Raw genomic sequence first — 16026 nt, 5'->3', positions numbered from 1 at the left:
TGTTATTTATTTCTACATGCCCAAGAAGATTCTTAATGTAAAATTCAGGGAGGATATAATGGTGAATCTTAATATAGTTTTATACCAACCAGAAATACCACAAAATACAGGAAATATTGCAAGAACTTGTGTACTTACTAACTCAACTTTGCATCTTATAAAACCGTTAGGATTTAGCTTGGACGAAAAGCATCTAATACGAGCAGGTCTTGATTATTGGAAGGATTTAAAGCTTGAAATACATGAAAGTTATGAAGAGTTCATGAAAAAATATGGAGATAAGCGAATTTTCCTAGCGTCAACTCATGCTACGGATAGATATTCTGATGTAAAATATGAAGCTGGTGATTTTATAATGTTTGGTAGAGAATCCTGTGGTGTGCCAGAAAATGTTCATCAAGATCTTAAAGGAATAAGAACTCCAATGTTAGAAACAAGCACTCGTTCATTAAATTTATCAAATACAGTTGCAATCATAGCATATGAGGCATTAAGACAATTGGAATTTCCTAATATGAAATAGTGGAGGAATGACATGGAAAAAATAAAAATTATCACTGATAGCACAGCGGATATACCTATGAGTATCTTTAGAGAAAAAGATATTGAGGTGCTACCACTATTGATAAATTTCGGAGAAGAAAGTTATTTAGATGGTGTAGAAATCAATCCGAAGCATATGTTTAAAAGAATTGAAGAAGAGGACGTGCTTCCAACAACAGCACAAGTTACTCCGAATAGATTTTATGATTGCTTTAAGAAGTACTTGGAAGAGGGGTACAAGATAGTTTCAATTCATTTATCTTCAAATATGAGTGGAACTTATCAGTCAGCATGCATTGCAAAGAATATGCTTGAAACTGAAGATATAGAAGTAATTGATTCTCAGAATGTTACATCAGGTTTAGGACTATTGGTTCTAAAAGCACATGAGCTGAAAGAACAAGGAATTAATATACATGAGATAAAGGAACAATTAGATATAATTAAGGATAAAATATCAGCTTCTTTAGCATTTGAAAGCCTTGATAATTTAGTGAGAGGCGGAAGAATATCTAAAACAGCAGGGGTTATAGGCAGTGTTTTAGGAATAAGACTAATTCTAGATGTACAAGATGGAATGATGGCTGTTAAAAATAAAGTAAGAGGAAGTAAGAAAGCTATAAGAACTATCATTGAGGAATTTGAAAGTTCAGATAGAACACCTGATGAATTGGTGGCATTATTAAATGCAGAAAATGAAGAGATTTTTGAAGGTTTGAAGAAATACCTAGTAGAGAATAATATAGAGCATATTGAGTGTGAAGTTGGTTGCTCAGTTGGAATACATTCAGGCCCTAAGGCAGCAGGATTATTTTTTATTAGAAAATAGCCCAATTTATATATTAGGCATTTATGTAGTATTTATATAAAGTAGTAATGCAATTTTTAATACTAAATTTTTAATATATATGTTTTAATAAATAAAATACATATTTAAATTCACTGTACTGGTTGTTTATGTGCAATGTTATTTAGAACTTATATACTAAATTTTTTGTTCTAAAGTAAATTATATGATTTATAAGTTATAGATAACTTTAAGCAAGGTGAATAATTTATTTGTGTTAGAAGATATAAAAGTAATTATACAAATTGTCAGTTATCAATGATTTTAAACTTAATACAAGAACTGGACTTATTTATTGTTTTTAAATTTACAGTACAGATAAATCCTTTAAAATATACAGTAAAAGTAATTATATTTTCTTAGGAATAATCTATAAAACAAAATTTTTAAAAGATGTAATAATAATAAATTTATTTTCATATGGAATTATAAAAGAGCACGAATAAAAATAATATTATAGAGCAACATACAATATATAACAGAAAGTTCTAAAATTCTTACTTTAAATAATAAGTTTTTTTAAAGGATTTACTTAATTATTTTAATATGAATGCAGGTGTATACTTGCATTTTCAATTTTGTGAAACTGTTTACACAAATTGTTGCAAAAAATATATTACCCCGAAAAGATGGAAAAGCCCTATTTTTATTAAATATTCCATAAAATATTCAATTGGTTTTAAAAAATATGAAAAAAGTTGTTGAATTTATTTCATTTTTTATATAAAATGGTTAGAGGATAAAGAATGTATGAAAGTGCTTTACTAAATCATATATCTTTTTTGAGGTGTTTTATATTACTGTTGTATAATCTCAACAGAAAATAAAAATAAATAATAAATAATAAGAGTCTTAGGAGGGATCTTTTGATGAAAAAGAAAAGACTAATTGCTACTATGTTATCAGTTGCTGTTGCAGCAACATTATTTGCTGGATGTGCAAAGAAGGATGGAGCTGGTAAATCAGCTGGAGCAAAATTACAATTTGGTATGGCAACAGATCAAGGAGGATTAGGGGATAAATCTTTCAATGATGCAGCTAAAAAAGGACTAGATGATGCTCAATCACAATTTTCTGATAAGGTATCTAAACCAAATGTACTTGAATCAAAGCAAGCTGAAAATTATGAACCAAACCTTACAACTTTAGCTAAGACAAACGACTTAACAGTTGGTGTTGGATTCTTAATGAAGGATGCAGTAGAAAAAGTTGCAAAAGCAAATCCAAACAAGAAGTTTGTTCTTATCGATGAAACATCAACATTAAAGAACGTAAAATCATTAACTTTCAAAGCTAATGAAGGTTCATTCTTAATGGGAGTTATAGCTGGAAAGACAACTAAAACAAATAAAATTGGATTTATTGGTGGAGTTTCAAGTCCATTAATAGAAGCTTTTGAAGCTGGATTTATAGCAGGTGTTAAAGCAGTTAACCCAGCAGCAGCAGCAGATTTAGTTTCAAAGAAAACTGTAAAATATGCAGGATCATTTGGTGATTCAGGTAAGGGATATGAACTTGCTAAATCATTATACAATGATGGTTGTGATGTAATTTATCATGCAGCTGGAGCAACTGGATTAGGTATGTTCAAAGCAGCTAAAGAAACTGGTAAATGGGCAATTGGTGTTGACCAAGACCAAGCAGTTACAAACAAAGATTATGCAAGTGTAATTTTATCATCAATGTTAAAGAAAGTTGATGTAGCAGTTACATCAGCTTGTAAAGAAGTTGTTGATGGAAACTTCAAAGCAGACGTAACAGTTTACGGATTAAAAGAAGGTGCTATTGACATGGCTCCATCTACAAGCACAAACACAAAGGCAGATGTTATTGATTTAGCTAACAAATACAAGAAAGCAATAGTAGATGGAAAGTTTACAGTACCATCAACTGTTAAAGATTTAGCTAACTTTACAGCACCAGCACTTTAATTTTTAAGTTTAATAGAGCTAGATGGTAAAACATCTAGCTTTTTTTGAGAATGAATGGAGGATAGAAAGAATGCAAAATGTTGTGGAAATGAAAGGAATAACTAAGATTTTCCCAGGCGTCATTGCAAATGAAAATGTTGATTTTCAACTTAGAGAAGGTGAAATACATGTACTTCTAGGTGAAAATGGTGCCGGTAAAACTACCCTTATGAATGTCTTATATGGATTATACCAACAAGAAGCTGGAGAGGTTTATATAAAAGGTCAAAAAGCAGATATGAAATCTCCATCAGATGCAATTAAATTAGGAATTGGAATGGTTCATCAACACTTTATGTTAGTACCAAACTTTTCAATTGCTCAAAATATTATTTTAGGTTCAGAGCCTAAAAAAGGCTTAACAATCAATATGAAGAAAGCTGAAAAAGACGTAGATGAATTACAAGCAAAGTATGGATTTAACTTAAAACCAAAGGATTTAATTCAAGATATTACTGTTGGACAACAACAAAAAGTTGAAATATTAAAAGCATTATATAGAGGTGTAGATATTCTAATCTTAGATGAACCTACAGCAGTTTTAACACCTCAAGAAATAGAAGAATTAGGTGTTATATTAAGAAACCTTGTAAAAGAAGGTAAGTCAATAATTCTTATAACACATAAGTTAAAAGAAATAATGGCAATGAGTGACAGAGTTACCATCGTAAGAAGAGGTAAGGTTATTGATACAGTTAATACAAAAGATACTAATATAGACCATTTGGCTGAATTGATGGTAGGAAGAAAAGTAAATTTAGTTGTAGATAAAGATGAATGTAAGCCTAAGGAAACAATATTAAAAGTTTCAGGACTAAAGGCATTAGATAATAGAAGCTTACCTGTATTAAAAGGTATAGATTTAGAAGTAAAAGCAGGCGAAATAGTTGGTATAGCGGGTGTTGACGGAAATGGTCAAAGTGAGTTTATTGAAGTTTTAACTGGGCTTAGACAGGCTACAGAAGGAAAAGTAGAATTAAAAGGCAAAGATATTACGAATAAGGCTCCTAGAGATATAATCGAGAGTGGATTATGTAACGTTCCAGAAGATAGACATAAAAGAGGATTGGTTTTAAAGCATTCTTTAGTTGAAAATTCTATATTAGGTCAACATTATAAAGCACCTTTCTCAAAAGGAATAATGATTGATTATAGTGCAGTAAGAGAGCATGCTGTAAAATTAATAGAAGAATTTGATGTAAGAACTCCAAATGAAGATGCGTTGGCAGTAGGGCTTTCAGGCGGAAATCAACAAAAATTAATTGTTGGAAGAGAAATAATGAAGGATCCGGAATTATTAATTGCAGCTCAACCTACAAGAGGTTTGGATGTAGGTGCTATAGAATATATTCATAAGAGACTAATCGGAGAAAGAGATAAAGGAAAGGCAGTTTTATTAGTTTCACTTGAGTTAGATGAAGTTATGAATGTTTCAGATAGAATTGCAGTTATGTATGATGGTGAAATTGTTGGAATTCTTGATGCTAAGACAGCAACAGAAAATGAACTAGGAATTTTAATGGCTGGCGGTCAGCTTAAAGAAAAATAAGGAGGTTTAGAAATGGATAATACAATTAAAAAGTCTAAAAAGGTGGACTTCCTTAAAGCTATAAAGGCAATAGGATTCCCAATAATATCTATAATCTTTGCTATGCTTGTAGCAGTTATATTTGTTTGTGTTTCTACTAAAACAGGTTTTATAGATGCAGCTGTTAATTTATTTTCATCAATATGGCTAGGAAGTTTTGGAGATATGTCATCAATAAGTGAAACACTTGTGTTCGTTACTCCATTAATATTTACAGGACTAGCAAATGCAATAGCATTTAAAACTGGTTTATTTAACATTGGAACAGAAGGACAATTTATTATAGGTATGTTAGCAGCAGCCATAGTAGGATTAATACCAGGAATTCCATCTGTTTTGCATGCAATTTTAATAGTTCTTGCAGGTATAATAGCTGGAGGTATATGGGCTGGTATAGCTGGATTCCTTAAAGCTACTAGAGGAGTAAGTGAAGTTGTTCCTACAATAATGTTAAACTTTATAGCAATGTATGTTTCTAATATATTTGTAATGGGACCTCTTAATAAGACAGGTGCAGCAAGTTCAAGAGAAATTCAAGATTCAGCTAAATTAATGAAGTTATTTGGACCTGATTACAGAACAAGTATAGCTTTAATTTTAGCAGTAGTTATAGTTATATTAGTACATTTATTATTAACCAAAACAACAATAGGTTATGAATTAAGATCTGTTGGATTAAGCCCATTTGCAGCAGAGTATGGTGGAATTAGCATTAAGAAGAATATAATTCTTGCAATGGTTATTTCAGGAGCTATAGCAGGTATTGGTGGAGCAACTCATGTTGCTGGTATAAACTACAATGCCACTCAATTATCAAGCTTCCCTAATTTCGGTTTCACTGGAATGGCAGCAGCTTTACTTGCAAAATCTAATCCAATAGGAGTAATATTTGGAGCAATAGTGTTTGGTGCACTTGAGTCTTCTTCATTAACATTACAAATGAACGGTATTCCAAAGGATATAGTATATTTAGTTCAATCAATAATCATTCTATTTATTGCAGCAGATTCAGTATATAAGATCCTTGGAAACAAGTTAAAGAAGAATAAGGGGGTAAAGGTAAATGGCTAATACAGCAAGTATTCCAATAGTAGTTGCCTTAATAGCATCAATGCTTAGAATGGCAACACCTCTAATATTTACAGCACTTGGTGGAGTTATATCAGAAAGATCTGGTGTTGTTAATATAGGTCTTGAAGGTATGATGATAATGGGAGCTTTCTTTGCAGTTTACGGATCATATAAAACAGGAAGCCCATGGATGGGACTTGTATTTGCAATAGTAGCAGGTGGATTCATTGCTTTCATACATGCATTTTTAAGTATTTCTTTAAAGGCTGATCAAACTATTTCAGGTACTGCAATTAACTTATTTGCAGCAGCGTTAACTAGCTACTTAATAGTAGAACTATTTGGTAGAAAAGGTCAAACAGACGGTGTTACAGCATTACCTTATCCAAGAGAAATGCTTTCTAAGATACCTGTAATAGGTAAATTATTAGGTGAATTAAACTGGTTCGTTTTCATAGCAATAATTTTAGTTGCTGTTATAACTTTTATACTATTTAAAACACCACTAGGATTAAGAATAAGAGCCGTTGGTGAGCATCCAAAGGCAGCAGATACTCTAGGTATCAATGTTTATGCAGTAAGATATGGATGTGTAATTGCATCAGGAATGTTAGCAGCTCTTGGTGGAGCATCACTTTCTATAGGTTCACTAAATCTATTTAGTGAAGGTATGATAAATGGTAGAGGATTTATCGCTATGGCAGCAGTTATCTTTGGTAACTGGAAGCCAGTAGGAGCTTTTGGAGCATGTTTATTATTTGCTTTTGCAGATGCATTCCAAATTCTTGCTCAAAGATTTGCATGGAATATACCAAATGATGTATATTATGCTATGCCATATATATTAACTTTAATAGTAATAGCAGGATTTGTAGGAAAATCTCAAGCTCCAGCAGCTGATGGTGTTCCATACGAAAAGAATAGCAGATAATTTTACAAAATAAAGCATAATATCTACAATTTGTGTATTTATAATTGTATGTTTCTAATATAAAAAGCACAGTAGAATAATTTTTGAAAAGGCTGATTTGCAATGTATTGATTGTAAGTCAGCCTTTTTGTTTTTGTGCAGGAAAGCATAATCTCTATTGTTAATTGAATTTATGGGTTAGTGAAATATAGAATCACCTACTATAGGATAGGTTTGGTTTAGATATAAAGCTATCTAATTGTAGAATCCATCAATGTACTTTTTACATAGTTAACAATCCAATGTTGGTTATGAAACTATGTGGCTATAGAATGAAGTGGAGGTAGAATTGAAGCCATATGTATTGCTTTTAATTATGAAATTATGTAGTTATAGAATGAAACAGAAGACAGGACTGAAAACTTGCCTATTGTTTTAAGCTATGAAACTGTATAATCATAAATCAGTGATAGCTCAAAAGATGCATAGGTGGACGTGAATATAAATATACCTAAATGAATTTTAAGGAGTGAACTCAAAAGATACATAGATAGAGGTAGTGAGGGGATTATATAAATGTGTATAGAACTATTCCACCTAAATGTTGGTAGAAATTAATCGAATTTAATCGAATTTTGAGAAGTTGTCCACCAACATTTTAATGGAACAGTTCTATAGCAGTTTTTAATAAACATATTGATACTATTTATAGTTAATTTAAATTCAAATTAATATTAATTGTATTTAAATAGCATCTTAAAGAGAGATAATCTTATGAATTGTTAGAAAGAAAAAATATAAATTGAAATTTTTTTCAGAAAATTTTTTAAGATATAAAAATGCTAAATTATTATTAAATGCTGTCTATATAAAATGAAATTGTTCACATTTGCTATAAATTAAGATAAAATGTATATATTATACTAAAGTTAACGTAGGAGGCAAATCTATGGGGATAAATAATTTAACTTTTCAACTTACTCAAGAACAAAAGTTAGCACTTACTCAATCAATGATTTTATCAATAAAGCTTTTACAGATGCCCATTATAGATTTATTCAACTATGTTAACAATGAACTTAGTGAAAATCCTGTTTTAGAAGGAGATTTTAGGGATAAAGAAGTAAAAGAAGAAATAGATTATAATAAATTAAAAAATTACTTGGAATTTGATAGATATGATACTAAAAGTTTTGCAATTGAGAATGATGAGGTCTCACCATTTTCTTTTATTAGTGGTGAGAGAACATTAAAAGATTTTTTATATGAGCAATTAAGGGAAGTAAAACAGACTCGTGAGGAAAACTACTTATGTACATACATTATTGAAAATATAGATGATAGAGGATATTTACCTATAAGTGATGAAGAAATAAGTGTTGATACTAATATGTCTATAGATGCCATTAGAAAAGCATTAGATACAATTCAGAGTATGGACCCAGCAGGGATAGCAGCAAGGGACATAAAGGAATGTTTAATTTTACAATTAGGGAGAAATAATAAAGCTTCAAAGGAAATTCAAGAAATTATAAATTATCATTTAGAGGATATTGCAGACAATAAATTTAATAATATAGCAAAAGAATTAAATATAACAGCTAAAGAAGTACAAGAATATTTTGATATAATTAAGCATTTACAACCAAAGCCATCTAGAGGCTTTTACACAGGAGATAGCATAGCATTTGTATTTCCTGACGTTGAAATTAAAAAAGTGGGTAATCAATACGAGATAATTATGGAGGATAGGATATTACCTAAGTTGAGCATAAATAAATTTTATAAGCAAGTTATAAATTCTACTGGAGATGAACACGCTAAGTCTTATATAAATGAAAAGATGGAGCATGCCATAGGATTAATCAATGGTATCGAACAGAGAAAACAAACTTTGTATAAAGTTATGATGTATATATTAAACAAACAAGTTCAGTATTTTGATGAAGGGGTAGAAAAGTTAAAACCAATGACAATTAAAGAAGTATCAGAAGCATTAAGTTTTCATGAATCTACTATAAGCAGAGCAATAAAAGATAAATATGTTCTTACACCAAGAGGAATAATATTGATAAAGAAGTTATTTACTACAGCCTTAAACAAAGAAACTGAGGATTTGAGTGTAGTAAATATAAAGAACAGAATAAAATATTTAATTGATGGAGAAGATAAATTCAAGCCTTTATCAGATCAAAATATTTGTAATATTTTAAACAATGAAAGTTTGCCTATTTCTAGAAGAACTGTTGCTAAATATAGAGAAGAGTTAGGAATAAAATCATCCAGTAAAAGAAAAAGAATTTAAAGAAAAAAAGAAAAAGATAAAAATAATTTAATAAGAATATCATAAGAAAAGAGTAAATATATAACAAGGTCATATGATAAAAGGAATAAATGTTTATAATATATTAAATTACTATAAAATTTAAAAAAAATTGTGAAAAGGCTTTTAAAATTGAGATAAGTGTTTTATAATAATACTTGTGGGACAGAAAATATTCAAGTGGGACATTGAAAGACCAAAGGGAGTGTTAGGTTTGCAAGATATATTAAGGCTTCAGAAAAAGTTAATTCCTGAGCTTGTAGACTTAATGGAAAAAAGATATAATATACTGCGAACAATATATTATAATGAACCTGTTGGTAGAAGAGTTTTAGCAAATACTTTAAGTCTTGGTGAGAGAGTTGTTAGAACTGAGGTTGAATTTTTGAAGAGTCAAAATTTAATTGAGATCAATGCTCCAGGAATGACTGTAACAAGTGAAGGAACTGAAATTTTAGAAGACTTAAAAGAGTATGTTCATGAAATTAAGGGTCTTTCAGATGTGGAACAAGCAATAAAAGAAGCTCTTAATTTAAAAGATGTAATAGTGGTATCTGGTGATGCAGATGATGATGTTACCATATTAAAAGAATTAGGTAAATCAGCAGCAAACTATGCTAAAAACCAGATAAAATCAGGGGATATAATAGCCATTACAGGTGGCAGTACCATTAAACAAGTGGTGGATAGTTTCCCAAAGATGAACAATATAAAAGATGTACTAGTTGTTCCAGCTAGAGGTGGAATGGGAAGAAAAGTTGAAACTCAATCCAATAGTTTAGCTGCAAGGTTAGCAGAAAGGTTAAACGGTACCTATAAGTTATTACATGTACCAGAAAACTTAAGTAATGATATATTACAAACGCTTACTAGACAGAAAGGTATTCAAGAAGTTATCCAATTTATACACAAGGCTAATATTTTAATTTATGGAATAGGTCGAGCTGATAAAATGGGTTTAAAAAGAGGTCTATCTCAAGAACAATTAGATCGATTAGAAGAGCTTGGAGCTGTAGGAGAAGCTTTCGGATGTTATTTTGATGAAGATTCTAAAGTAGTTTGGGTAACACCAACCTTAGGAATTAACATAGATGATATAACCACTCTTAATTTGCATATTGCAGTAGCAGCAGGCAAAGATAAGGTTGATGCCATTATAGCCACTGAGTTTGGTAAAAAGAATGGTGTTTTGGTTACAGATGAAGGCGCAGCAAAAAAAATAATGGAGAAATTAAATTTACAAGTATAAATATTGATTATTTCTCTAATATTAAATTACGATATAAAAATATTTTTTTAATATTTTATATAATTATAGATACTTTTAGGAGGTAATTTTACATGGTAAAGGTAGCAATTAATGGTTTTGGACGTATAGGACGTCTTGCATTTAGACAAATGTTTGGAGCAGAAGGATTCGATGTTGTTGCAATCAACGACTTAACAGATCCTAAAATGTTAGCTCACTTATTAAAATATGATTCATCTCAAGGTAGATATGACGGTGAAGTAGAAGTTAAAGAATCTTCTATCGTTGTTAACGGAAAAGAAATAAAGATTTATGCTGAAGCTGATGCTTCTAAACTTCCATGGGGAGAAATCGGAGTAGACGTAGTTCTAGAATGTACTGGATTCTATGTATCAAAAGCTAAATCTCAAGCACATATCAATGCAGGTGCTAAGAAAGTTGTTATTTCAGCTCCAGCTGGAAACGACCTTCCAACAGTTGTTTACAATGTAAACCACGAAGTATTAACTGCTGAAGATCACATAATTTCAGCTGCATCTTGTACAACAAACTGCTTAGCTCCAATGGCTAAAGCTCTTAATGATCTTGCACCAATTCAATCTGGTATAATGTCAACAATTCATGCTTATACTGGAGATCAAATGGTACTTGATGGACCACACAGAAAGGGAGACTTCAGACGTGCTAGAGCTGCAGCTGTTAACATAGTTCCTAACTCAACAGGAGCTGCAAAAGCTATCGGTTTAGTTATTCCAGAATTAAAAGGAAAATTAATCGGTTCTGCACAAAGAGTTCCAGTTCCAACTGGTTCAACTACAATCTTAGTTTCAGTTGTTAAAGCAAAAGATCTTACAGTTGAAGCTGTTAACGCTGCTATGAAAGCTGCTTCAAATGAATCTTTCGGATACACTGAAGAAGAATTAGTATCTTCTGATATCGTTGGAATCAGATTTGGTTCTTTATTCGATGCAACTCAAACAATGGTTTCTAAAGTTGGAGAAGACTTATACCAAGTACAAACAGTTGCATGGTATGACAACGAAAATTCATACACTAGCCAAATGGTTAGAACTATAAAGCACTTTGCTAAATTCTTCTAAGATTTAAGAATTTAAGTTTAAGTATTTAAAGATTAAAAAAATAGGTCTGGTTTTGTAGTTAACGGCTATGAGGCCAGACCAATTTAATATCCAAATAAAAAATTTTTTATGAGGTGAAAAACATGAGTTTTAATAAAAAAACAATCGAAGATATCGAAGTTAAAGGTAAAAAAGTTTTAGTAAGATGTGACTTTAACGTACCACTAAAAGATGGCGTTATAACTGATGAAAACAGATTAAACGGAGCACTTCCAACTATAAACTACTTAATAAATAATGGAGCAAGAGTTATTCTTTGCTCACATTTAGGAAAAGATGCATCTAAGTCTTTAGCACCAGTAGCTAAGAGATTAAGCGAACTATTAAACAAAGAAGTAGTTTTCGCTAGAGATGAAGAAGTTGTTGGAGAAAACGCTAAAAAAGCTGTTGCAGCAATGAAAGACGGAGATGTTGTATTACTAGAAAATACAAGATGCAGAAAAGAAGAAACTAAGAATGTTGAAACATTCTCTAAAGAATTAGCTTCTTTAGCTGACGTTTTTGTTAACGATGCATTTGGTACAGCTCATAGAGCACACTGCTCTACAGTTGGAGTTACTGAATTTATCGATACAGCTGTATGTGGATACTTAATTCAAAAAGAATTAAAATTCTTAGGAGAAGCTGTTGAATCTCCAGTAAGACCATTCGTAGCTATTTTAGGTGGAGCTAAGGTTTCAGATAAGATTGCTGTTATAAACAACTTATTAGAAAAAGTTGATACTATAATCATCGGTGGAGGAATGGCTTACACATTCTTAAAAGCTCAAGGATTTGAAATAGGAACATCTTTAGTAGAAGAAGATAGACTTGACTACGCTAAAGAAATGATCGAAAAAGCTAAATCTAAGGGAGTTAAATTCTTATTACCAGTTGACCACAGAGTTGCTGCTGAATTCAAAGATGTAGAAGCTACTGTTACTGCTGATGAAAACATTCCAGCCGGAAACATGGGATTAGATATTGGACCTAAGACTGAAACTTTATATGCTGATGCAATCAAAGATGCTAAGACAGTAATCTGGAACGGACCAATGGGAGTATTCGAATTCGAAAACTACAACAAGGGAACTATAGCAGTTGCTAAGGCTATGGCTGATGCAGATGCTACAACAGTAATCGGTGGAGGAGACTCAGCTGCTGCTGTTAATATATTAGGATTTGGAGATAAGATGACTCATATCTCTACTGGTGGTGGAGCATCACTAGAATTCTTAGAAGGAAAAGAACTTCCAGGAATAGTTGCTTTAAACAATAAATAATTTTATTTAATTAAAGTTAACAATTATAAAGGGTTTTGGCTTTTGCTCAAAACCCTTATTTCAAGAATAAATATATGAGGTGATTTATAATGAGAAAAGCTATAATAGCAGGAAACTGGAAAATGAACAAAACTGTTGAAGAAGCAGTAAAAATGGTAGAAGAATTAAAGTCATTAGTAAAGGATGCTACTTGTGATGTAGTTGTATGCCCTACATTCGTATGTTTAGATGCTGTTAAAAAAGCTGCAGCTGGATCAAATATTAAAGTTGCTGCACAAAACATGCATTTTGAAGAAAGTGGAGCTTTCACAGGAGAAGTTGCTCCAGGAATGCTTGAAGCTATGGGAATTGAATATGTTGTTTTAGGACACAGTGAAAGAAGAGAATACTTCAATGAAACTGATGAAGCATTAAACAAGAAAGTTAAGAAAGCTTTCGAACACAACATAACTCCAATCCTTTGCTGTGGAGAATCTTTAGAGCAAAGAGAAAATGGAACAACTAATAAAGTTATAGAAGCTCAAATTAAAGCTGATATAGCTGGATTAACTAACGATCAAGCAGCTAAACTAGTTATAGCTTACGAACCAATCTGGGCTATAGGAACAGGTAAAACTGCTACAGATGAACAAGCAAACGAAACAATAAAAGCAATAAGAGCTATGGTTGCAGAAATGTACGGAGCAGAAGTTGCTGACAAAGTAAGAATCCAATACGGTGGATCAGTTAAACCAAACACAATAAAAGCTCAAATGGCTATGTCTGACATAGACGGAGCATTAGTTGGTGGAGCTAGCTTAGTTGCTTCTGACTTCTCTGCAATAGTTAACTACTAGAATTAAAAATACTTTTAAATTAAGTATTTTTCAATGATATATAACTTTGCTTTTTAAGTTATGCAAGTAGAGCATAACTAAATTATTGAAAATTAGATTGAAATGAAAGAGGTGTTGTAAATTTACTTATGTGATTTTGCAACACTTTTTTAATTCTTTAGAAAATTATAATATGGGGGAAACTATCCGTAATTTTAAAGTAGTATAAACGCATACTATTCTAAACAGATTTTTTATAGCTATTAGGCTATATGATTAATGTTTTAAATTACAACTATTTTTTAAGGTATAATTTTTCAAAATTATACTTATATAAAGATTAATATATTCATAAAAACGATAAAAAAATAAATTTTTGTCAAATAAAATGATAACGATGTCATTTGTTGAGAGTAAGGAAATAATATAGTATAATTACTGTATAGAAAATCAAAATAAATTTAGATTAAATGTTAAAAATAATTAATAACAGAGAAGAAGATATATGGAGGTATAAATATATGTCAAAAAAACCAGTAATGTTAATGATATTAGACGGATTTGGTATTGCTGCTAAATCAGATGGAAATGCTGTAGAAGCTGCAGTAAAACCTAATTATGATAGAATAATAGCAAAATATCCTCATACAGAAATTCAAGCTTCAGGTTTAGATGTTGGACTTCCTAAAGGACAAATGGGTAATTCAGAAGTTGGACATTTAAATATAGGTGCAGGAAGAATAATATATCAAGAATTAACTAGAATAACTAAAGCAGTAGAAGAAGGAACAATTTTAGATAATGAATCTTTAAATATTGCTATGAAAAATGCAATTGATAAGAATTCATCTCTACACTTAATGGGATTATTATCAGATGGTGGAGTTCACTCACACATAGATCACTTAAAGGGTCTAATTAAAATGGCTAAAGATAAGGGTGTAAAAAATGTTTATGTTCATGCATTTATGGATGGAAGAGACGTTGCACCATCATCAGGTAAAGAATTTGTTGAAGAATTAGAAGCTTATCTAAAAGAAGTTGGAGTTGGTAAGATTGCTTCAGTTTCAGGTAGATATTATGCAATGGATAGAGATAACAGATGGGAAAGAGTTCAATTAGCTTACGATGCTATAGTTAATGGTAAGGGTGAAACTGCAAACTCAGCTGTAGAAGTAATGGAAAACTCATATCATGATAATAAAACAGATGAATTTGTATTACCATGTGTAGTATTAGAGAATGGTGCTCCAGTAGCGACTGTAAAGAATAATGATTCAGTTATATTCTTTAACTTTAGACCAGATAGAGCAAGAGAAATAACTAAGGCTATGACTCAAGATGACTTTGATGGTTTCCAAAGAGAAAAGTTAGATGTAACTTTTGTATGTATGACTCAATACAACAAAGACTTTACTGGAGTTGAAGTAGCTTACAAGCCAGAAAGTTATACAAATACTTTAGGAGAATATGTTTCAAATAAAGGCTTAAAACAATTAAGAATTGCTGAAACTGAAAAGTATGCTCACGTTACTTTCTTCTTCAACGGTGGAGTTGAAAAACCAAATGAAGGTGAAGATAGAGAAATAGTTCAATCTCCAAAGGTTGCTACTTATGATTTAAAACCAGAAATGAGTGCTTTTGAGTTAACTGATAACTTAGTTTCTAAGATTGATGCAGATAAGTATGATATGATAATAGTTAACTACGCTAACCCAGATATGGTTGGTCATACAGGAGTATTTGAAGCAGCTAAGAAGGCTGTTGAAGCAGTAGATACTTGTCTTGGCAAAGTAGTAGATAAGGTACTAGAAAAAGAAGGTACAGTATTTATAACAGCTGACCACGGAAATGCTGAAATAATGATAGACTTCTCAACAGGTACACCATTTACAGCACATACTACAGATCCAGTTCCATTTGTATGGGTATCAAAGGATGCTGAAGGAAAAGAATTAAAATCAGGCGGAAGACTTTCAGATATAGCTCCAACTATGTTAACAGCTATGGGATTAGAAGTTCCAGCTGAAATGACTGGTCAAAATTTAATGAAATAGTATATTAATTTAATGAACTAGCTTAAAATATGAAAATATTTTAAGCTGTTTTTTTTGGCATAGCTTTGTTCAATTAATTTTGTGATTGTTTGAAACGTAAAGCAAGTAGGTGTGGGGGGATTTTTTATTTTTAAGTGTTTTGTTTGCGAATTTATCATGTGAGCTTATACTTATTGTTTACTTACTTTAAAATTACAAGAATTATACTATATTTTGATGTTGGAATTCTCCATGATTTTGATATCACCATGT

General features: G+C 31.1%; 12 protein-coding genes. All 12 read left to right on the top strand.

The features are described from left to right. Nucleotides 1–61 precede the first annotated feature (61 nt). The 12 genes from OCU47_RS15000 (at nucleotide 62) to gpmI (ending at nucleotide 15774) form a co-directional block, all read left to right on the top strand. A complete protein-coding gene (locus OCU47_RS15000) occupies nucleotides 62–523 on the top strand; it encodes a tRNA (cytidine(34)-2'-O)-methyltransferase (RefSeq protein WP_261830638.1) in 462 nt (153 codons plus the stop codon). A gap of 12 nt (nucleotides 524–535) precedes the next feature. Continuing rightward, the gene (locus OCU47_RS14995; protein ID WP_261829419.1) at nucleotides 536–1372 is read left to right on the top strand and encodes a DegV family protein; all 837 of its coding nucleotides are present in this window, start codon (nucleotides 536–538) and stop codon (nucleotides 1370–1372) included. A gap of 887 nt (nucleotides 1373–2259) precedes the next feature. Further along, nucleotides 2260–3321 (top strand): BMP family lipoprotein, encoded by a 1062-nt coding sequence (locus OCU47_RS14990; RefSeq protein ID WP_261829418.1) that lies wholly within the window; start codon nucleotides 2260–2262, stop codon nucleotides 3319–3321. A 70-nt stretch (nucleotides 3322–3391) separates the two neighbouring features. Beyond that, nucleotides 3392–4909 (top strand): ABC transporter ATP-binding protein, encoded by a 1518-nt coding sequence (locus OCU47_RS14985; protein ID WP_261829417.1) that lies wholly within the window; start codon nucleotides 3392–3394, stop codon nucleotides 4907–4909. Nucleotides 4910–4921: 12 nt separating this feature from the next. Further along, nucleotides 4922–6019, top strand: coding sequence for an ABC transporter permease (locus OCU47_RS14980; protein WP_261829416.1), 1098 nt, complete (start codon nucleotides 4922–4924; stop codon nucleotides 6017–6019). Beyond that, a complete protein-coding gene (locus tag OCU47_RS14975) occupies nucleotides 6012–6950 on the top strand; it encodes an ABC transporter permease (protein WP_261829415.1) in 939 nt (312 codons plus the stop codon). The genes OCU47_RS14980 and OCU47_RS14975 overlap by 8 nt, the downstream gene beginning before the upstream one ends. A gap of 928 nt (nucleotides 6951–7878) precedes the next feature. Next, complete coding sequence (gene rpoN / locus OCU47_RS14970) at nucleotides 7879–9234, top strand: RNA polymerase factor sigma-54 (protein ID WP_261829414.1); 1356 nt, start codon at nucleotides 7879–7881, stop codon at nucleotides 9232–9234. A gap of 232 nt (nucleotides 9235–9466) precedes the next feature. Further along, nucleotides 9467–10501 carry a sugar-binding transcriptional regulator gene (locus OCU47_RS14965; protein ID WP_261829413.1) on the top strand — a complete coding sequence of 345 codons (1035 nt, stop codon included), beginning with the start codon at nucleotides 9467–9469 and terminating at the stop codon, nucleotides 10499–10501. A gap of 92 nt (nucleotides 10502–10593) precedes the next feature. Then, on the top strand, nucleotides 10594–11601 hold the full coding sequence (gene gap / locus OCU47_RS14960; protein WP_261829412.1) for a type I glyceraldehyde-3-phosphate dehydrogenase: 1008 nt from the start codon (nucleotides 10594–10596) through the stop codon (nucleotides 11599–11601). A 122-nt stretch (nucleotides 11602–11723) separates the two neighbouring features. Next, nucleotides 11724–12902, top strand: coding sequence for a phosphoglycerate kinase (locus OCU47_RS14955; protein WP_261829411.1), 1179 nt, complete (start codon nucleotides 11724–11726; stop codon nucleotides 12900–12902). A gap of 89 nt (nucleotides 12903–12991) precedes the next feature. Beyond that, nucleotides 12992–13738, top strand: a complete 747-nt coding sequence (gene tpiA, locus OCU47_RS14950) for a triose-phosphate isomerase (RefSeq protein WP_261829410.1) — start codon at nucleotides 12992–12994, stop codon at nucleotides 13736–13738. A 500-nt stretch (nucleotides 13739–14238) separates the two neighbouring features. Next, nucleotides 14239–15774: a 2,3-bisphosphoglycerate-independent phosphoglycerate mutase gene (gene gpmI, locus OCU47_RS14945; protein ID WP_261829409.1), complete on the top strand. Its 1536-nt coding sequence runs from the start codon at nucleotides 14239–14241 to the stop codon at nucleotides 15772–15774. Nucleotides 15775–16026: the final 252 nt, after the last annotated feature.

This window comes from Clostridium sp. TW13, from assembly GCF_024345225.1.
GTDB lineage: Bacteria > Bacillota > Clostridia > Clostridiales > Clostridiaceae > Inconstantimicrobium > Inconstantimicrobium mannanitabidum.
This window is presented reverse-complemented; position numbering and strand designations above follow the sequence as displayed.